Below are 16453 nucleotides of genomic sequence, written 5' to 3'. Positions count from 1 at the left end.
GGCGTCGGTGCTTCGGCCGGACCGGGGGCAGCGGCCCCCGATCGGGATCAGATGATGTCGCGGTAGGTGTTCCAGCCGGTACCCAGCTTGACCTTCGGCTTGAAGGTGCCGACACCGGTACCGGAGTAGCGGAACAGCTCGCCCCTCGAGTTGGCGGCGAGCAGGTCGGCCTTGCCGTCACCGTCGATGTCGCCCGGGGCCGCCAGCTTGTTGAACTGCTGCCAGCCGGTGCCCAGCTTGACCTTCGAGCGGAACGGCGACGAGGCAGAGCCGGTGCCCTTGTACAGGTAGAGCGTGCCGGCGGGCGTACGGGCGAGCAGGTCCGCCCGGCCGTCACCGGTGTAGTCGCCGGCGCCGACGAGCTCGTTGAACGCTCCCCAGCCGCTGCCGATCTTCTGCTTGGCCGCGAAACGGTCACCGGTTCCGTAGCCGCGGTACAGGTAGAGGTTGCCGGACCCGTCGCGGGCGAGCAGGTCGCCCTTGCCGTCGCCGCTCAGGTCGCCGGGACCGACGAGCATGTTGTACGCGTCCCAGCCGCCACCGACGGCTGCGCCGTCGCTGTAGAGCGTGCCGGCGTAGGTGAACATCAGCGACGGGATGTTGCCCGGGGTGAGGTTCGAGGCCAGCGTGAGCTTCTTGACGCCGGCGAAGTCTCCGGTCCCGCCGATCAGCTGGCGAGCGGCCAGGGTGCCGTTGTTGCGGCCCCAGTAGTAGTAAAGAGAGTCGCGGGTGTCGATGCCCATGATCTCGGACTTGCCGTAGTTCGGGTTGCTGCCCGCTCCGGCGAACAGGGACGCCCACTCCCAGCCCGTGCCGACCGCGTCGCGCTGGGCGAAGTTGCCCGTGCCGTCGCCCCAGTAGATGTACAGGCTGCCGCCGGGGGTGCGGGCGAGGAGGTCGGCGAAGCCGTCTCCGTCCCTGTCGTCGGTCGCGACGAGCTGGTTGTAGATCTGCCAGCCGCCACCGATCCTGATGCGGCCCTTGAACGGACGCGCCATGTCGCCGGTCGCGCCGTAGAAGTACAGGTCGCCGGAGGCGGTCCGCGCGACGAGGTCGCCCAAGCCGTCGCCGTTGTTGTCGTTGAGGCCGACGATCTGGTCGTAGCCCTGCCAGCCGCCACCGATCTCGATACGGGCGGCAAAGGGTGCGGTGAGGCTGCCGGTGCCCCGGTAGAGGTACAGCTGACCATCCGGGGTACGCGCCACGAGGTCCGCGTGACCGTTGCCGTCAAGGTCGCCCACCGCGACGACCTTGTTGTAGACCTGCCAGCCGTTGCCGCTCCAGGTCGTGCCCAGGCTCGTGCCGCTGTAGGTCTGGTGCAGGCTCAGCATGCCCGTCGGCGACAGGGAGAGGATCTCGGCGCTGCCGTCGGCGTCGAGGTCCCCGACGGGGATGATGTCCTGTTCCTGCTCGTAGTCGAGGAAGAAGTCCTGCGGCTCGCCACCCGTGAGGGGGTGGAAGACGAGCTGACCGCTCGGGACGCGGTAGATCAGGTCGCTCAGACCGTCACCCGACACGTCGGAGCGGGGCTTGGCGACGTCCTGCGTGCCGTACCGCGGCTCACCGGTGGCAGCCTTTCGCTCCGGCACCTCGGCCGTGGGCAGCCGGCCGGAGCCGGCGTCCGGCTTGCTCAGCTCGATCTTGGGCTGAGGCGGTACACCGTCGGCCGCCGAGGCCGTCCCGGCCAGCAGCATGCCGGCCGAGACGGCCAGTGCTGTGCAGGTGACAAGGCGGCGTGCCGCCCGGCTACGCACGGTTGCGGCGCGGCCGGATTCCACTGAAGTCAAAGTCCCCCCCTGGGGAAATGTCGTGAGTTCAACCTCGTGACGAGGGACAAGCACTCATCAAGACCAACAGGAGGGGGCCATGGATGTACGGAAAACGCGATCAGTTCTTGCGGTGACCTATCAGCCTCGGCTTCTGCTCCAGACCGTCGAGCCCGTGCCACGCCAGGTTCACCAGATGCGCGGCGACCTCCGCCTTCTTCGGGCGGCGGGCGTCGAGCCACCACTGGCCCGTCAGGGCCACCATGCCGACGAGCGCCTGCGCGTACAGCGGGGCCAGCTTGGGGTCGAAGCCGCGGTTCTTGAACTCCATGCCCAGGATGTCCTCGACCTGCGTGGCGATGTCGCTGATGAGCGACGCGAACGTGCCCGTCGACTGGGCGACGGGCGAATCCCGCACCAGGATGCGGAAACCGTCCGTGTACGTCTCGATGTAGTCCAGCAGCGCGAAGGCCGCCTGCTCCAGCAGCTCACGCGGATGCCCGGCCGTCAGCGCACCCGTCACCATGTCGAGCAGCTGGCGCATCTCGCGGTCCACGACGACCGCGTAGAGCCCCTCCTTGCCGCCGAAGTGCTCGTACACGACCGGCTTCGACACCCCCGCCTTGGCCGCGATCTCCTCGACGGACGTGCCCTCGAAGCCCTTCTCCGCGAAAAGGGTGCGGCCGATGTCCAGCAACTGCTCACGGCGCTCCGCGCCGGTCATGCGCACCCGCCGGGCGCGCCTGCCGCCCGACGCCCTGGTCTTGTCCGGACTGCCGATACTTCCGTCACTCGCCACGATGTCAATCATGCCGCGTTGACGGCGTCGTCCTCGCGGCGGGTTTCGCCGCGGCCGGAGTCGTCGCGGCGGGCGTCGAGACGGGACTGCTGCGGCCAGCGCACGTCGTACGCCCAGCCTGCCTTCTCGAACCAGCGGATCAGCCGCGCGCTGGAGTCGACCTGGCCGCGGAGCACACCGTGCCGGGCGCTCGTCGGGTCGGCGTGGTGCAGGTTGTGCCACGACTCACCGCAGGAGAGCACCGCCAGCCACCACACGTTCCCCGAGCGGTCACGGGACTTGAACGGACGCTTGCCCACGGCGTGGCAGATCGAGTTGATCGACCAGGTCACATGGTGCAGCAGCGCCACACGGACCAGCGAGCCCCAGAAGAAGGCGGTGAACGCGCCCCACCACGACATCGTCACCAGGCCGCCGACCAGCGGCGGGATCGCCAGCGACAGGATCGTCCAGTAGATGAAGTCGCGCGAGATCCGGCGGAGCGCCGGGTCCTTGATCAGGTCCGGTGCGTACTTGTGCTGCGGCGTCTGCTCCTCGTCGAACATCCAGCCGATGTGCGCCCACCACAGGCCCTTCATCAGCGCCGGGACGGTCTCGCCGAACCGCCACGGGGAGTGCGGGTCGCCCTCGGCGTCGGAGAACTTGTGGTGCTTGCGGTGGTCGGCCACCCAGCGCACCAGCGGTCCCTCGACCGCCAGCGAACCCATGATCGCCAAGGCGATGCGGAGCGGCCGCTTCGCCTTGAACGAGCCGTGGGTGAAGTAGCGGTGGAAGCCGATCGTGATGCCGTGGCAGCCGATGTAGTACATGGCCACCAGCAGGCCCATGTCGAGCCAGCTCACGCCCCATCCCCAGGCCAGGGGCACCGCCGCGAGGAGCGCGAGGAAGGGGACCGCGATGAAGAGGAGCAGAGTGATCTGCTCGACCGACCGCTTGCTGTCGCCGCCGAGGGTGGCGGTGGGGAGCGGGGAGTCCGGAGTGCCGGCTACGTCGTCCAGCAGATCAGGGCTTGTGGTCATGAGGCTTCCCTGGAGGTGGGGAGAGAGGGGACGGACGCCTGGCTACGGATCCGTAACCTACGGCGACGTAAGTATGGCAGTGCGCGGCGGCACGGCAAGAGACCTGTGGACAACGCCGGGAAAACGGCCACCTATCCTGGGTGGCGTCGGACAGCGCGGTCCGCAAGCCTCCAGTACCCCTCCAGACGTGCTCAAACACTGCAAGGAGCCGCACCTGTGAGCAGTGCCGACCAGACCCCCACCGCCAGTGCAGAACTGCGTGCCGACATCCGCCGACTGGGCGATCTTCTCGGCGAGACCCTCGTCCGCCAGGAGGGTCCGGAGCTTCTCGACCTCGTCGAGCGGGTCCGCGCCCTGACACGCACCGACGGTGAGGCCGCCGCCGAGCTGCTGGGCGACACCGACCTGGAGACCGCGGCCAAGCTGGTCCGCGCCTTCTCCACGTACTTCCACCTCGCCAATGTCACCGAGCAGGTGCACCGCGGCCACGAGATGCGCGAGCGCCGCGCCGCGGAGGGCGGGCTGCTGGCCCGCACCGCCGACATGCTCAAGGACGGCGACCCCGAGCACGTACGCGAGACCGTCAGGAACCTCAACGTACGGCCGGTCTTCACCGCGCACCCGACCGAGGCCGCCCGGCGCTCCGTGCTCAACAAGCTCCGCCGCATCGCCGAGCTGCTGGAAACCCCGGTCATCGCCTCCGACCGGCGCCGCCACGACCTGCGCCTGGCCGAGAGCATCGACCTGATCTGGCAGACCGACGAGCTGCGCGTCGTCCGCCCCGAGCCCGCCGACGAGGCACGCAACGCCATCTACTACCTCGACGAGCTGCACGCGGGCGCCGTCGGCGACGTCCTCGAGGACCTCGCCGCCGAGCTGGAGCGCGTCGGCGTCGAGCTGCCGCCCGGCACCCGGCCGCTCACCTTCGGCACCTGGATCGGCGGCGACCGCGACGGCAACCCGAACGTCACGCCCGCCGTCACCTGGGACGTGCTGATCCTCCAGCACGAGCACGGCATCACCGACGCCATCGAGGTCATCGACTACCTGCGCGGACTGCTGTCCAACTCCATCCGCTACGCCGGGGCCACCGAGGAACTGCTCGCCTCGCTGCAGACCGACCTCGAGCGGCTGCCCGAGATCAGCCCCCGCTACAAGCGCCTCAACGCGGAGGAGCCCTACCGGCTCAAGGCCACCTGCGTCCGCCAGAAGCTCGTCAACACCCGCGAGCGCCTCGCCAAGGGCACCCCGCACGAGGAGGGCCGCGACTACCTCGGCACCGCCGAGCTGATCAGCGACCTCACCCTCATCCAGACCTCGCTGCGCGCGCACCGCGGCGGTCTCTTCGCCGACGGCCGCATGGACCGGGTCATCCGCACCCTGTCCGCGTTCGGCCTCCAGCTCGCCACCATGGACGTCCGCGAGCACGCCGACGCCCACCACCACGCCCTCGGCCAGCTCTTCGACCGGCTCGGCGAGGAGTCGTGGCGGTACGCGGACATGCCGCGCGACTACCGGCAGAAGCTGCTCGCCAAGGAGCTCCGCTCCCGGCGGCCCCTCGCGCCCACCCCGGCACCGCTGGACGCCGCGGGACAGAAGACCCTCGGCGTCTTCCACACGGTCAAGGAGGCCTTCGAGCGGTTCGGCCCCGAGGTCATCGAGTCGTACATCATCTCGATGTGCCAGGGCGCGGACGACGTGTTCGCCGCCGCGGTCCTCGCCCGTGAGGCCGGCCTGATCGATCTGCACGCGGGCTGGGCCAAGATCGGCATCGTGCCGCTGCTGGAGACCACCGACGAGCTGAAGGCCGCGGACGTCATCCTCGAGGGCATGCTCGCCGACCCCTCCTACCGCCGGCTCGTCTCGCTGCGCGGCGACGTCCAGGAGGTCATGCTCGGCTACTCCGACTCGTCCAAGTTCGGCGGCATCACCACCAGCCAGTGGGAGATCCACCGCGCCCAGCGCAGGCTGCGCGACGTCGCCCACCGCCACGGCGTGCGGCTGCGTCTCTTCCACGGCCGCGGCGGCACCGTGGGCCGTGGCGGCGGCCCCTCCCACGACGCGATCCTCGCGCAGCCCTGGGGCACGCTCGAGGGCGAGATCAAGGTGACCGAGCAGGGCGAGGTCATCTCCGACAAGTATCTGATCCCGTCCCTGGCCAGGGAGAACCTCGAGCTGACGGTCGCCGCCACGCTCCAGGCGTCCGCCCTGCACACGGCGCCCCGCCAGTCCGACGAGGCGCTGTCGCGCTGGGACGCGGCCATGGACACCGTCTCCGACGCCGCGCACGCCGCCTACCGCAGGCTCGTCGAGGACCCGGACCTGCCGGCGTACTTCTTCGCCGCCACCCCCGTGGACCAGCTCGCCGAACTGCACCTCGGCTCGCGGCCCTCGCGCCGTCCCGACTCCGGCGCCGGCCTCGACGGACTGCGGGCCATCCCGTGGGTGTTCGGCTGGACGCAGTCGCGGCAGATCGTGCCGGGCTGGTTCGGTGTCGGATCCGGCCTCAAGGCGCTGCGCGAGGCCGGTCTGGACACCGTGCTCGCGGAGATGCACGGCAACTGGCACTTCTTCCGCAACTTCATCGCCAACGTGGAGATGACGCTGGCCAAGACGGACCTGCGGATCGCCCGCCATTACGTCGACACGCTGGTGCCGGAGAACCTGAAGCACGTCTTCGAGACCATCGAGGCGGAGCACGCGCTCACCGTCAGCGAGGTGCTGAAGGTGACGGGCAACGACGAACTGCTCGGCTCCAACCCGGTGCTCCAGCAGACGTTCGCCATCAGGGACGCCTACCTGGACCCGATCTCCTACCTCCAGGTGGCGCTGCTCAAGCGGCAGCGTGACGCGGCCGAACGCGGCGAGGAGGCGGACCCGTTGCTGGCCCGCGCCCTGCTGCTGACAGTCAACGGCGTCGCGGCCGGCCTGCGCAACACCGGCTGACGCCGGGTGCATGAAGGTGCCCCCGCCGACCGCTGACATGCAGCGGACGGCGGGGGCACCGTCGTTCAGGCACCGCGTTCAGGCACCGTCGTTCAGGCGCCCTCGTTCACGTGCTGTCGTTCAGGCACCGTCGTTCACGGTTCCGTCGTCAGGCACCGTCGCGTTCACGGTGCCGTCCGTTCAGTGCTGACGGCCGGCCGTGCGGCGTCGCGCCAGCAGGTAGCCGCCGGTGGCGACGAGGGCCGCGGCGGCGGCCGCGAGCGCGCCGATGGGTGCGCCGTTGCCGGTCTCCGCCAGGTCACCGGCCGCGTCGTCGGCGGACGGCGAGGAACCGTCGCCGCCGGCGGGCGCGGAGGCGGCCGGGCTCGAGGAGTCGGGCGCGCCCGGGGTGCTGCCCGGCTCATCGCCGGGCTTGTCGGACGGCGTCGCGGACGGCTTGTCGCTCGGCTTGTCGCTCGGCTTGTCGGAAGGCTTGTCGGACGGCTCGCCCGGACCGGACCCCTCCGCCGGGCAGGTGTGCGACAGGTTGAACTTCTTCAGGTCGCCGCCCTTGACCTCGGCGGTGACAGCGGTGAGCGTGGCCCCCGGCTCCGAGGCGACATAGGCGTGCTTGTCGGAGGGCGGGCCGAACGAGGTGAGGACCTGCTGCCCGCCGGGCTCGAACGTCACCGTCAGCTTGACGAAGACCGACTCGTTGCCGGGCAGCACGAAGTGCCAGCCGTCCTTGCCGTCCGGGACACCGGGGCAGTTGTCCTCCTGCGGAGCTGCCCCGTCCTGCGTGGTGGCGGTACGCGGAAGCGGCTGACGCAGCTCCACGGTGTACGGATCGCTGCCGGTGGCGAGCGCCGGGGCAGCGCCTGCGACGAGGAGCAGAGAAGCCGCGGCGGGAAGCGCTGCGGCTGCCCAGCGGGTCCTGAGAATGGGCATTGAGATACCTCTGGGGCAGGTGAAGGGGAGGGGCCGTGGGAGGTGGCGGCTCAGCGTCCTGTGAACCGGCGAACCAGTCAAGAGGTGAAGTGCCGCATGCGCCCCAAGAGTTCCCGCTCATCCCGATAGTCCGGATAACGATCAGGTGAATGCGCCGTTCCGCTACGGCACTTGTGCCCGCCGACCGCGCTCACAGCGCCAGGAACGACGCCAGCAGCATGGCCCCGCCCAGGCCCGCCGCACCCCACGCGAGCCGGGTCAGCCGCAGCCCGCCACCGATCACCAGGGCCGCGAGCAGCAATGCCCCGCCCAGGGGAACCCACGCGTACAGACCGCCCGCCGGGCCCGTGCGCACCGCCTCGACCGTGCCGGGCTTCAGGACGACGGCCAGCGTGACGCCTTTCTTCACCGCGACGGACTTCTCGATCGTCACGTCCGCGCGGTCGGGCGCCGGAGCCTTCGGCGTGTAGGCGCCGGTGCAGGTGTCGTCTTCGCAGCGGGAGACGGTGAGCGTGCCGTGCTCACGCCCCTTGGACAGCAGGATGTGCTGGGCAGTGCCCCATGACGACCAGAAACCTGCGATCAGCAGCAGAAGGGCGACGAGCGCCATCGCCGCGTTTCGGGCGTGGACCAGTATCCGGCCGGAGGAGTTCCGCTTCATGGGCCGCGATCCTTGGCCATGGGGCTACGCCGGGTCAACTCCGGCTGGTCGGGAAGCGGCCTCCTGGCCCGGGCGAGCTGGACGCTCGGCCACCCCGGTTCGCGCGTAGGGGCGCCTGATCGGTGCAGGCGGGCAACGTCCCCGCTGCTCGCGGCAACTCTTCGGCGAAGACCGGAGCTCCTCCGAAATGGGCGCACGTGGACGGACTTCGGGACGTACGCGTCCGACAGCTGACCGGTCGCCGTACCCGGCCGCCCGGGTCGTCAGGAGTTGTACGTCCCCTGCGCCCGCTCCAGGCCGTCGATCACCAGGCACTCCACCGCGTCGGCCGCGCGGTCCACGAAGTAGTCCAGTTCCTTGCGCTCCGCCGAGGAGAAGTCCTTCAGGACGAAGTCCGCCACCTGCATCCGGCCCGGCGGCCGGCCGATGCCGAAGCGCACCCGGTGGTAGTCCGGGCCCATCGCCTTGGTCATGGACTTCAGGCCGTTGTGCCCGTTGTCCCCGCCGCCCAGCTTGAGCCGCAGCGTGCCGTAGTCGATGTCCAGTTCATCGTGGACGGCGACGATGTTCGCCGTCGGCACCTTGTAGAAGTCGCGCAGCGCCGTCACCGGGCCGCCGGACAGGTTCATGTACGACATCGGCTTGGCCAGGATCACCCGCCGGTTCGACGGCCCCGGAGCACCGATCCGGCCCTCGAGCACCTGTGCCTGGGTCTTCTGGGCACGCTTGAACGAGCTGCCGACGCGCTCCGCCAGCAGGTCCGCGACCATGAAGCCGACGTTGTGGCGGTTCGCCGCGTACCCGGGCCCGGGATTGCCGAGACCGACGATCAGCCAGGGCGCGTTCGTGTCGGACATCTGTGCTGCGTCTCCTCGTAGAGATGGCCGTGAACAGGGGAACGGGGTGGCGGGCCGCAGCCCGCCACCCCGTCGACAGTCGTCAAGCTCGAGAAGAGCTTACGGCTCAGGCCTCCGCGGCCTCTTCGCCAGCGCCCTCGGCACCCTCGGCGGCCGGCTCCTCGGCCTGCGCGGCCAGGATCTGCAGGACGACGGTGTCGTCCTCGACGGCCAGCGTGGTGCCGCTCGGAAGGGTGATGTCCTTGGCGAGGACGGAGTCACCGGCCGAGAGGCCCTCGATGGAGACCGAGACGGACTCGGGGATGTGCGTGGCCTCGGCCTCGACCGGCAGGGCGTTCAGCACGTGCTCGAGCAGGAACGCGCCGGGGGCCAGGTCGCCCTCGGTGTGGACCGGGATCTCGACGTTGACCTTCTCGCCGCGCTTCACGAGGAGCAGGTCGACGTGCTCGATGAAGCCCTTCAGCGGGTCGCGCTGCACGGCCTTCGGGATGGCCAGCTCGCTCGTGCCGCCGAGGTCCAGGGAGATCAGGACGTTCGGGGTACGCAGGGCGAGCAGCAGCTCGTGGCCCGGCAGCGTGACGTGGACCGGGTCGGTGCCGTGACCGTACAGAACGCCGGGGACCTTGCTGTCGCGGCGGATACGGCGGGCAGCGCCCTTGCCGAACTCGGAACGGCGCTCGGCGGTGAGCTTCACCTCGGACATGTGCACTCCTCGTATTGAGCAGAAATCTGGTGGCGGTCACCCGGCCACGACAGGCCTGCTACGAAGAGCGCGTCGATAACGGACCGCCGCACGAAAGTGCGGCCTCCCTCGCCGAGCAACTTCGACAGTCTACCCAGCACGCTCCCTCAGCCCAAAGTGGATCACTCCGGCATGCGCAAGGCCGCCCCGCGCGATGCGGGGCGGCCTACGAGGAACGTTACGCCGGGCCGTTACGCCCGGCCGTCGCGTCCGTCCGTCACGCCTGCTCCTCGAAGAGGCTCGTCACGGAGCCGTCCTCGAAGACCTCACGCACGGCACGGGCGATCGTCGGCGCGATCGACAGCACCTTGATCTTGTCGAGCTCCAGCTCGCCGGGGGTGGGGAGGGTGTTCGTCAGGACGAACTCGCTCACCTTCGAGTTCTTCAGGCGGTCCGCCGCAGGCCCGGACAGGATGCCGTGCGTCGCCGTCACGATCACGTCCTCCGCGCCGTGCGCGAAGAGCGCGTCCGCCGCGGCGCAGATCGTGCCGCCCGTGTCGATCATGTCGTCGACCAGGACGCAGACGCGGCCCTTGACCTCGCCGACGACCTCGTGGACGGTCACCTGGTTGGCGACGTCCTTGTCGCGGCGCTTGTGGACGATCGCCAGCGGCGCGTCCAGCCGGTCGCACCAGCGGTCGGCCACGCGCACACGGCCGGCGTCAGGGGAGACGATCGTCAGCTTGTCGCGGTCGACCTTGGCGCCCACGTAGTCGGCGAGCACCGGCAGCGCCGACAGGTGGTCCACGGGGCCGTCGAAGAAGCCCTGGATCTGGTCCGTGTGGAGGTCCACCGTGAGGATGCGGTGGGCACCCGCGCACTTCAGCATGTCCGCGATCAGACGGGCCGAGATCGGCTCACGGCCCCGGTGCTTCTTGTCCTGGCGGGCGTAGCCGTAGGACGGGATGATCACGGTGATGCTGCGGGCGGAGGCCCGCTTCAGGGCGTCGATCATGATCAACTGCTCCATGATCCACTTGTTGATCGGCGCCGTGTGGCTCTGGATCAGGAAGCAGTCCGCACCACGGGCGGACTCCTGGAAGCGGACGTAGATCTCGCCGTTGGCGAAGTCGAAAGCCTTCGTCGGGACGAGGCCGACACCCAACTGGTGTGCAACCTCCTCGGCCAGCTCGGGGTGGGCGCGGCCGGAGAAGAGCATCAGCTTCTTCTCGCCGGTCGTCTTGATCCCGGTCACAGCACTGTCTCCTCAGACGTGTTCTCTGGTCGCGGAGTCAGGGCACCAGGGTCCTGGACGCGAGCCAGCCGAATTTTGTGTGCACGTATCACGGTACGCCGAGTTCGACGCAGCCGTTTTTGGTCAGTTCTCCTCGGCGACCTGTTCCGTTGCCGCCGCGGCAGCCTGGGCGGCCGCGCTTCCGGGGCGCTTGCGAGCCACCCAACCCTCGATATTCCGCTGCTGGCCGCGGGCGACGGCCAGCGAACCGGCCGGCACATCCTTCGTGATCACGGAGCCCGCGGCGGTGTATGCACCGTCCCCGACCGTGACAGGAGCCACAAACATGTTGTCCGAGCCCGTCTTGCAGTGCGACCCGATCGTCGTGTGGTGCTTCGACTCCCCGTCGTAGTTCACGAAGACGCTCGCGGCGCCGATGTTCGTGTACTCGCCGATCGTCGCGTCGCCCACGTACGACAGGTGCGGCACCTTCGTGCCCTCACCGATCGACGAGTTCTTCATCTCGACGAACGTGCCCGCCTTGGCCTTCGCGCCGAGGCGCGTACCGGGCCGCAGGTAGGCGAACGGGCCCACCGAGGCGCCCTCGCCCACGGTGGCCGAATCCGCCACCGTGTTGTCCACCCGGGCGCCCGCGCGCACGGTCGTGTTCGTCAGGCGCGAGTTCGGACCGACCTCCGCGCCCTCCGCGATGTGCGTGGCGCCGAGCAGCTGCGTACCCGGGTGCACCACGGAGTCCGGCTCGAACGTCACCGTCACGTCGATGATCACGGAAGCCGGGTCCACGACGGTGACGCCGGCCATCATGGCCTGCTCCAGCAGCCGCTCGTTCATCAGCTTGCGGGCCTCCGCCAGCTGCACCCGGTTGTTGATGCCGAGGATCTCGCGGTGGTCGCCGGCCACGGAGGCGCCGACCCGGTGGCCCGCCTCGCGCAGGATGCCCAGCACGTCGGTCAGGTACTCCTCGCCCTGGCTGTTGTCCGTCCGCACCTTCGTCAGGGCGTCGGCGAGGAGCTGCCCGTCGAACGCGAACACACCGGAGTTGATCTCGCGGATCGCGCGCTGCTCGTCGGTGGCGTCCTTGTGCTCGACGATCGCGGTCACGGCGCCGGTGGCGGCGTCCCGCACGATGCGCCCGTAGCCGGTGGAGTCCGGCACCTCGGCGGTCAGCACGGTCACGGCGTTGCCGTCGGCCGAGTGCGTCGCGGCCAGCGCGGAGAGGGTGGCGCCGGAGAGCAGCGGGGTGTCGCCGCACACGACGACGACGGTGCCGTCAGGTCGGCCGCCGAGCTCCTCGAGCCCCATGCGCACGGCGTGCCCGGTGCCGTTCTGCTCGGCCTGGAAGGCGGTACGGGTGCCCGCGTAGTGCTCGCCGAGGTGCGCCTCGACCTGCTCCCGTGCGTGCCCGACGACCACCACGAGCTGCTCGGGGCCGAGCTCGCGTGCAGCGGACACGACGTGTCCGACGAGCGAACGTCCGGCGATTTCGTGCAGGACCTTGGGAGTCTTCGACTTCATGCGGGTGCCCTCACCCGCTGCGAGGACGACGACGGCTGCCGGGCGGTTGGCGCTCACGGGTATGCCCTTCGGCTTCGGGTGGTGGGACAACCGAAGGATACCGGGGGGTTTCGGGCCGGAAACGAGTGCGGGTCCCGACCGGAGGTCAGGACCCGAAGATGCGCGACCCGGAGGCCGGAGAGCTCCCCCGTCAGGACTCGAACCCGAACAGATGGCACCAAAAGCCACAGTGCTGCCAATTACACCACGGGGGATGGAACGCGCCGGAACCGGACATACCGTTCGGCTGCCGGACCGGCACCACACACTATGCCAGGTGGCCTCGGCGCGACGGTAGGAAAATGACTCGCACCCGCCCGTAGGCTGGAACACATGACCACAACGGGGGCACAGCAGGAGGCCTCGGGTTCGACCGCCCGGGGCCCGCTGTGGTGGAGACGGCGGCGTAGTGCTGCGCTGGACGTGGGACTTGCCGTCGCCTCCGCCGTCGAGTGCGCGCTACAAGGTGTCGGGTTCGCGGATCAGGCCGCGCTGCCCGTGCCGTTGGGCGTGCTGTTCGGGCTGGCGGTCGGATCGGTGCTGGTACTGAGACGTCGGTGGCCGATCGCCGTCGTCCTGGTGTCCATCGCCACCACGCCGGCCGAAATGGGCTTTCTCATGGGGCTCGTCGGGCTGTACACGCTCGCCGCCTCCGACGTGCCGCGACGGATCACGGCGACGCTGGCGGGGATGGCCCTGTCCGCGACGTTCATCGTGACGTTCGTGCGCGTACGGCAGGACGTGGAGGCCGGCGACTACAGCGCACCGTACGTGCCGCTGATGGCCGTCGTCATGTCCCTCGGACTGACGGCCCCTCCGGTGCTGCTCGGCCTCTACATAGGGGCCCGCCGGCGGCTCATGGAGAGCCTGCGGGAGCGGGCGGACAGCCTGGAGCAGGAGCTGTCGCTGCTGGCGGACCGGGCGGAGCAGCGGGCGCAATGGGCGCGCCAGGAGGAGCGGACCCGTATCGCGCGGGAGATGCACGACGTGGTGGCCCATCGGGTGAGCCTGATGGTGGTGCACGCGGCGGCGTTGCAGGCGGTGGCGCTGAAGGACCCGCAGAAGGCCGTGAAGAACGCGGCGCTGGTGGGGGACATGGGCCGCCAGGCGCTGACGGAGCTGCGGGAGATGCTCGGGGTGCTGCGCTCCGGCGAGAGCCGGGTGAGGGCACGGGCGGACGCGCCGCCACTGGCCGCGGTGGGCGCGGCTGCCGCCGCCGCCGCTGCCGCCGCCGCGGAGGACGGGCCGTGCATCGCGGACATCGAGGTGCTCGTGGGCCAGTCGCGGCAGGCGGGCATGGTGGTGGAGCTCGCCGTGCAGGGGGACGCACGGGCGTATCCGCCCGAGGTGGAGCAGACGGCGTACCGGGTGATCCAGGAGGCGCTGACCAACGTCCACAAGCATGCGGCGGGCGCCAAGGTGATGGTGCGGCTGGCGCATCGCGACGAGGAGGTCGCGATGCAGGTGGAGAACGGCGCCCCGGACGCGGCGGGAGGCGCGGCGGACGCCGGGCTGCCCAGCGGCGGCAACGGCCTCGTCGGCATGCGGGAGCGGGTGACCGCGCTGGGCGGGGTCTTCGTGTCGGGGCCGACGGACGCGGGGGGCTTCCGGGTGTCCGCGGTGCTCCCCGACCGCGCGGAGGTCAGCCTGCGCTGAGCGCGGCCCCGGCCGCCCGGCCAGGGCCGGGTGCTCAGCCCTTGGCCGCCCCGGCCGCCCGGCCAGGGCCGGGTGCTCAGCCCGGGGTGAGCCGGGTCGGCCGGACGCCGGTGACGAGGGTGGTCAGGGCCTGGTCGATGTCGGCGCCGAGATACCAGTCGCCGGTGTGGTCGATGCTGTAGACCCGGCCTTCCATGTCCATGGCCAGCACCGCCTGCTGGTCGCCCTCCATGCCGAGCGGTGAGATCTCCGTGTCGAGGGCCCGGCCGAGGTCGGCCAGGGTGCGTGCCAGATGCAGGCCTTCGAGCGGGTCGAAACGCAGCGGCGCCGGCGCGTGCTGCCGTCCCGGCCCGGGCGCGACGACGGTGAGCCCGCCGAACTCCGCCCACGCCTCCACGGCCGCCGGGAAGACCGTGTGCTGATGGCCGGCCGGCGAGACGTGCGCGCGCAGGGTGTCCGCCCAGTGCTCGGCCTGCTTGATGTCCCAGCGGCCTGGCTGCCAGCCCGCATCGCGCAGCGCGGCGTCGACGGCGACGGGGAAGCGGGTGGTGCTGAGGTGGTCGGGCATCGGTCGCGGGTCAGCCGTTCTCGGGTGCGGTCGGGGCGACGGGGCGTACGCCGAAGTGGTCGAGCATCGCGGTGCACGACCGGCAGGGCGGGGCGTAGCTGCCGTGCAGGGGGTCGCCGTCCTCGCGGATGCGGCGTGCGGTGAGCTTGGCATGCTTGAGCGCGCGCCGGGCCTCGCCATGGGTGAGGGGTTTGCGCTGGGCGCGCTTGGAGCGCTGGCTCTCCGCGGCGGTCAGATGGCGGGAGAGCAGGATCGCCTCCGGGCAGCGCCCGGTGAAGCGCTCGCGCTGGCCACTCGTGAGGGTGTCGAGGAAATCCTGTACGAGTGGGTGGAGGACCGGCGGCTGGTCGCCCTTCCCGGCCGTGCACGTGAGCGTCTCGCCGCGTACGGAGAGTGCGGCCGCCACGGCGGGCAGGATTCCGTCACGGCGGTGCCGCAGTCCGGGCGCCTGCCCGGACCCGTCGGCGCTCCAGCTGAGGCGTGGATCACCCGATGTGCTTGGTTGCGCTGTGTGCATGGTGTTGCCGTCCCTCCCGTGCACTCCCCCGTGGTGCGGTAGACAGCCTGCCAAATGGGGTGCCTGGTAAGGAAGCTGGGTAGCTGAAACGTGTCGCCGTGGTGTCGTCCCATGGCCTTTGGGTCACTCGAAAGTGACTCTTCGTTACGGAACCGGAGGCCAGGCAGCCACTATTGCCGCACCGCTTAGGCTGTGCTGAACCAGCCAGAAGCCAGCAGGGGGCAGAACGCCATGACGACAGGTCGGCAAGGCCTGGGGGCAGCTACGGGCCCCGGGGCCGGTGCGGGTACCGCGCCACCGAATGCGGCCTACGCCGGGCAGGTCGTGCACTTCCCGGACCCGGTCCGTGCCTCCCGTCACCCCAGAGGGGTGCGGGTCGACGACGGGGGACACCCGGACTTCTCGCCGTACGCCCGCGCGGCCGCGGAGATCGCCGAGCCTCCCGAGGGCTTCGGCGTGGACGAGTTGCGCCTCACGGACTTCGTCTCCGCGAACGCCGCTCTGGCCGCGCACGGCCACCCCCTGTGGGACACCGTCCCCGCGGTGGCCACGCCCCACGGCTGGACGTGGCACCACGTACCGAACTCGCGGCGGCTGGAGCTCGTGCCCGTCGAGGTGAAGGCGCTGCTGCGGCATCACGGCGGTCTGACGACGGCGGCCGTGGACCACTCCAAGCGGGGCACGCGCCCGCTCCAGGAGACCCGGCCCGCCCACTTCGGCCTGCCGAAGGGCGCCGTCTCGGTGACCGAGCAGCAGCTGCGGCACGTCGAGGAGGATCTCGGCTACCGCCTGCCCGGCGCGTACCGCTCCTTCCTCAAAGCCGCGGGCGGCTCCGCCCCGGTCGGCGCGGCGCTCGACGCGGAGCTGGGTCTGCTGGTGGACCAGCCGTTCTTCACGGTGCGCGAAGAGGCCGCGGTCAACGACCTGGTGTACGTCAACAAGTGCCTGCGGGACCACCTGACCAAGGACTACCTGGGCGTCGCGTTCGTCCAGGGCGGGATCCTCGCGCTGAAGGTGCGGGGCACGGACATCGGTTCGGTGTGGTTCTGCGCGTACGACGACGCCCGCGACCAGGACGGGTGGAACGTGCAGGAGCGCGTGGAGAGACTGCTGCTGCCCTGCGGCGAGGACTTCGACGCCTTCCTGCAGCGGCTCGCGGGCAATCCGCCGGAGCTGGAGACCGTGGCCAATCTGATGGTGGACGGCGGCTTCGCGCGTGCCGTTCCCGTTTCGGGCGAGGGGTGAT

At 70.5% G+C, this 16453-nt stretch carries 14 protein-coding genes and 1 tRNA gene; 3 read left to right on the top strand and 12 right to left on the bottom strand.

From position 1 onward, the window contains the following. Positions 1 to 47: 47 nt before the first annotated feature. The 3 genes from AB0K36_RS12165 to AB0K36_RS12155 form a co-directional block, all read right to left on the bottom strand. Positions 48 to 1778 carry an FG-GAP-like repeat-containing protein gene (locus AB0K36_RS12165; protein ID WP_364592065.1) on the bottom strand — a complete coding sequence of 577 codons (1731 nt, stop codon included), beginning with the start codon at positions 1776 to 1778 and terminating at the stop codon, positions 48 to 50. A gap of 109 nt (positions 1779 to 1887) precedes the next feature. Next, a complete protein-coding gene (locus tag AB0K36_RS12160) occupies positions 1888 to 2577 on the bottom strand; it encodes a TetR family transcriptional regulator (protein ID WP_364591964.1) in 690 nt (229 codons plus the stop codon). Then, positions 2574 to 3584 (bottom strand): acyl-CoA desaturase, encoded by a 1011-nt coding sequence (locus AB0K36_RS12155; protein ID WP_364591961.1) that lies wholly within the window; start codon positions 3582 to 3584, stop codon positions 2574 to 2576. Before AB0K36_RS12155 ends, AB0K36_RS12160 begins: the two co-directional genes overlap by 4 nt. A 216-nt stretch (positions 3585 to 3800) precedes the next feature. On the opposite strand from AB0K36_RS12155, the gene ppc reads away from it, so the two are divergent. Then, positions 3801 to 6530: a phosphoenolpyruvate carboxylase gene (ppc, locus tag AB0K36_RS12150; protein WP_364591958.1), complete on the top strand. Its 2730-nt coding sequence runs from the start codon at positions 3801 to 3803 to the stop codon at positions 6528 to 6530. Positions 6531 to 6710: 180 nt separating this feature from the next. Here the strand turns inward: ppc and AB0K36_RS12145 are convergent, their stop codons facing one another. From AB0K36_RS12145 to AB0K36_RS12115, 7 genes are all read right to left on the bottom strand, one after another. Then, on the bottom strand, positions 6711 to 7457 hold the full coding sequence (locus AB0K36_RS12145; RefSeq protein WP_364591955.1) for an LPXTG cell wall anchor domain-containing protein: 747 nt from the start codon (positions 7455 to 7457) through the stop codon (positions 6711 to 6713). A 190-nt stretch (positions 7458 to 7647) separates the two neighbouring features. Further along, on the bottom strand, positions 7648 to 8118 hold the full coding sequence (locus AB0K36_RS12140) for a hypothetical protein (RefSeq protein ID WP_364591952.1): 471 nt from the start codon (positions 8116 to 8118) through the stop codon (positions 7648 to 7650). 263 nt (positions 8119 to 8381) lie between these two features. Further along, positions 8382 to 8975 (bottom strand): aminoacyl-tRNA hydrolase, encoded by a 594-nt coding sequence (gene pth / locus AB0K36_RS12135; RefSeq protein ID WP_364591949.1) that lies wholly within the window; start codon positions 8973 to 8975, stop codon positions 8382 to 8384. A gap of 106 nt (positions 8976 to 9081) precedes the next feature. Further along, positions 9082 to 9678, bottom strand: coding sequence for a 50S ribosomal protein L25/general stress protein Ctc (locus tag AB0K36_RS12130; protein WP_189469218.1), 597 nt, complete (start codon positions 9676 to 9678; stop codon positions 9082 to 9084). Positions 9679 to 9934: 256 nt separating this feature from the next. Further along, a complete protein-coding gene (locus tag AB0K36_RS12125) occupies positions 9935 to 10912 on the bottom strand; it encodes a ribose-phosphate diphosphokinase (protein ID WP_005316590.1) in 978 nt (325 codons plus the stop codon). A gap of 123 nt (positions 10913 to 11035) precedes the next feature. Beyond that, on the bottom strand, positions 11036 to 12484 hold the full coding sequence (glmU, locus tag AB0K36_RS12120) for a bifunctional UDP-N-acetylglucosamine diphosphorylase/glucosamine-1-phosphate N-acetyltransferase GlmU (RefSeq protein WP_189469223.1): 1449 nt from the start codon (positions 12482 to 12484) through the stop codon (positions 11036 to 11038). A gap of 125 nt (positions 12485 to 12609) precedes the next feature. Beyond that, positions 12610 to 12681 (bottom strand) — tRNA-Gln (locus AB0K36_RS12115). A gap of 118 nt (positions 12682 to 12799) precedes the next feature. Between AB0K36_RS12115 and AB0K36_RS12110 the strand changes: the two genes are divergently transcribed. Next, entirely contained in the window at positions 12800 to 14122 is a 1323-nt protein-coding gene (locus AB0K36_RS12110; protein ID WP_364591944.1) for a sensor histidine kinase, read from the top strand. Positions 14123 to 14198: 76 nt separating this feature from the next. Here AB0K36_RS12110 and AB0K36_RS12105 read toward each other — a convergent pair whose 3' ends face one another. Both AB0K36_RS12105 and AB0K36_RS12100 read right to left on the bottom strand, forming a co-directional pair. Beyond that, a complete protein-coding gene (locus tag AB0K36_RS12105; RefSeq protein ID WP_159691190.1) occupies positions 14199 to 14690 on the bottom strand; it encodes an SUKH-3 domain-containing protein in 492 nt (163 codons plus the stop codon). A 10-nt stretch (positions 14691 to 14700) separates the two neighbouring features. Beyond that, positions 14701 to 15207 (bottom strand): YwqJ-related putative deaminase, encoded by a 507-nt coding sequence (locus AB0K36_RS12100; RefSeq protein ID WP_364591940.1) that lies wholly within the window; start codon positions 15205 to 15207, stop codon positions 14701 to 14703. Positions 15208 to 15438: 231 nt separating this feature from the next. On the opposite strand from AB0K36_RS12100, the gene AB0K36_RS12095 reads away from it, so the two are divergent. After that, entirely contained in the window at positions 15439 to 16452 is a 1014-nt protein-coding gene (locus tag AB0K36_RS12095) for an SMI1/KNR4 family protein (RefSeq protein ID WP_189469228.1), read from the top strand. Position 16453: the final 1 nt, after the last annotated feature.

It is taken from the genome of Streptomyces kurssanovii (assembly GCF_040677245.1).
GTDB classification, from domain to species: Bacteria; Actinomycetota; Actinomycetes; order Streptomycetales; family Streptomycetaceae; genus Streptomyces; species Streptomyces kurssanovii.
The sequence above is the reverse complement of the archived record's forward strand: the minus strand, read 5'-3'. Positions and strand labels throughout refer to the sequence as shown.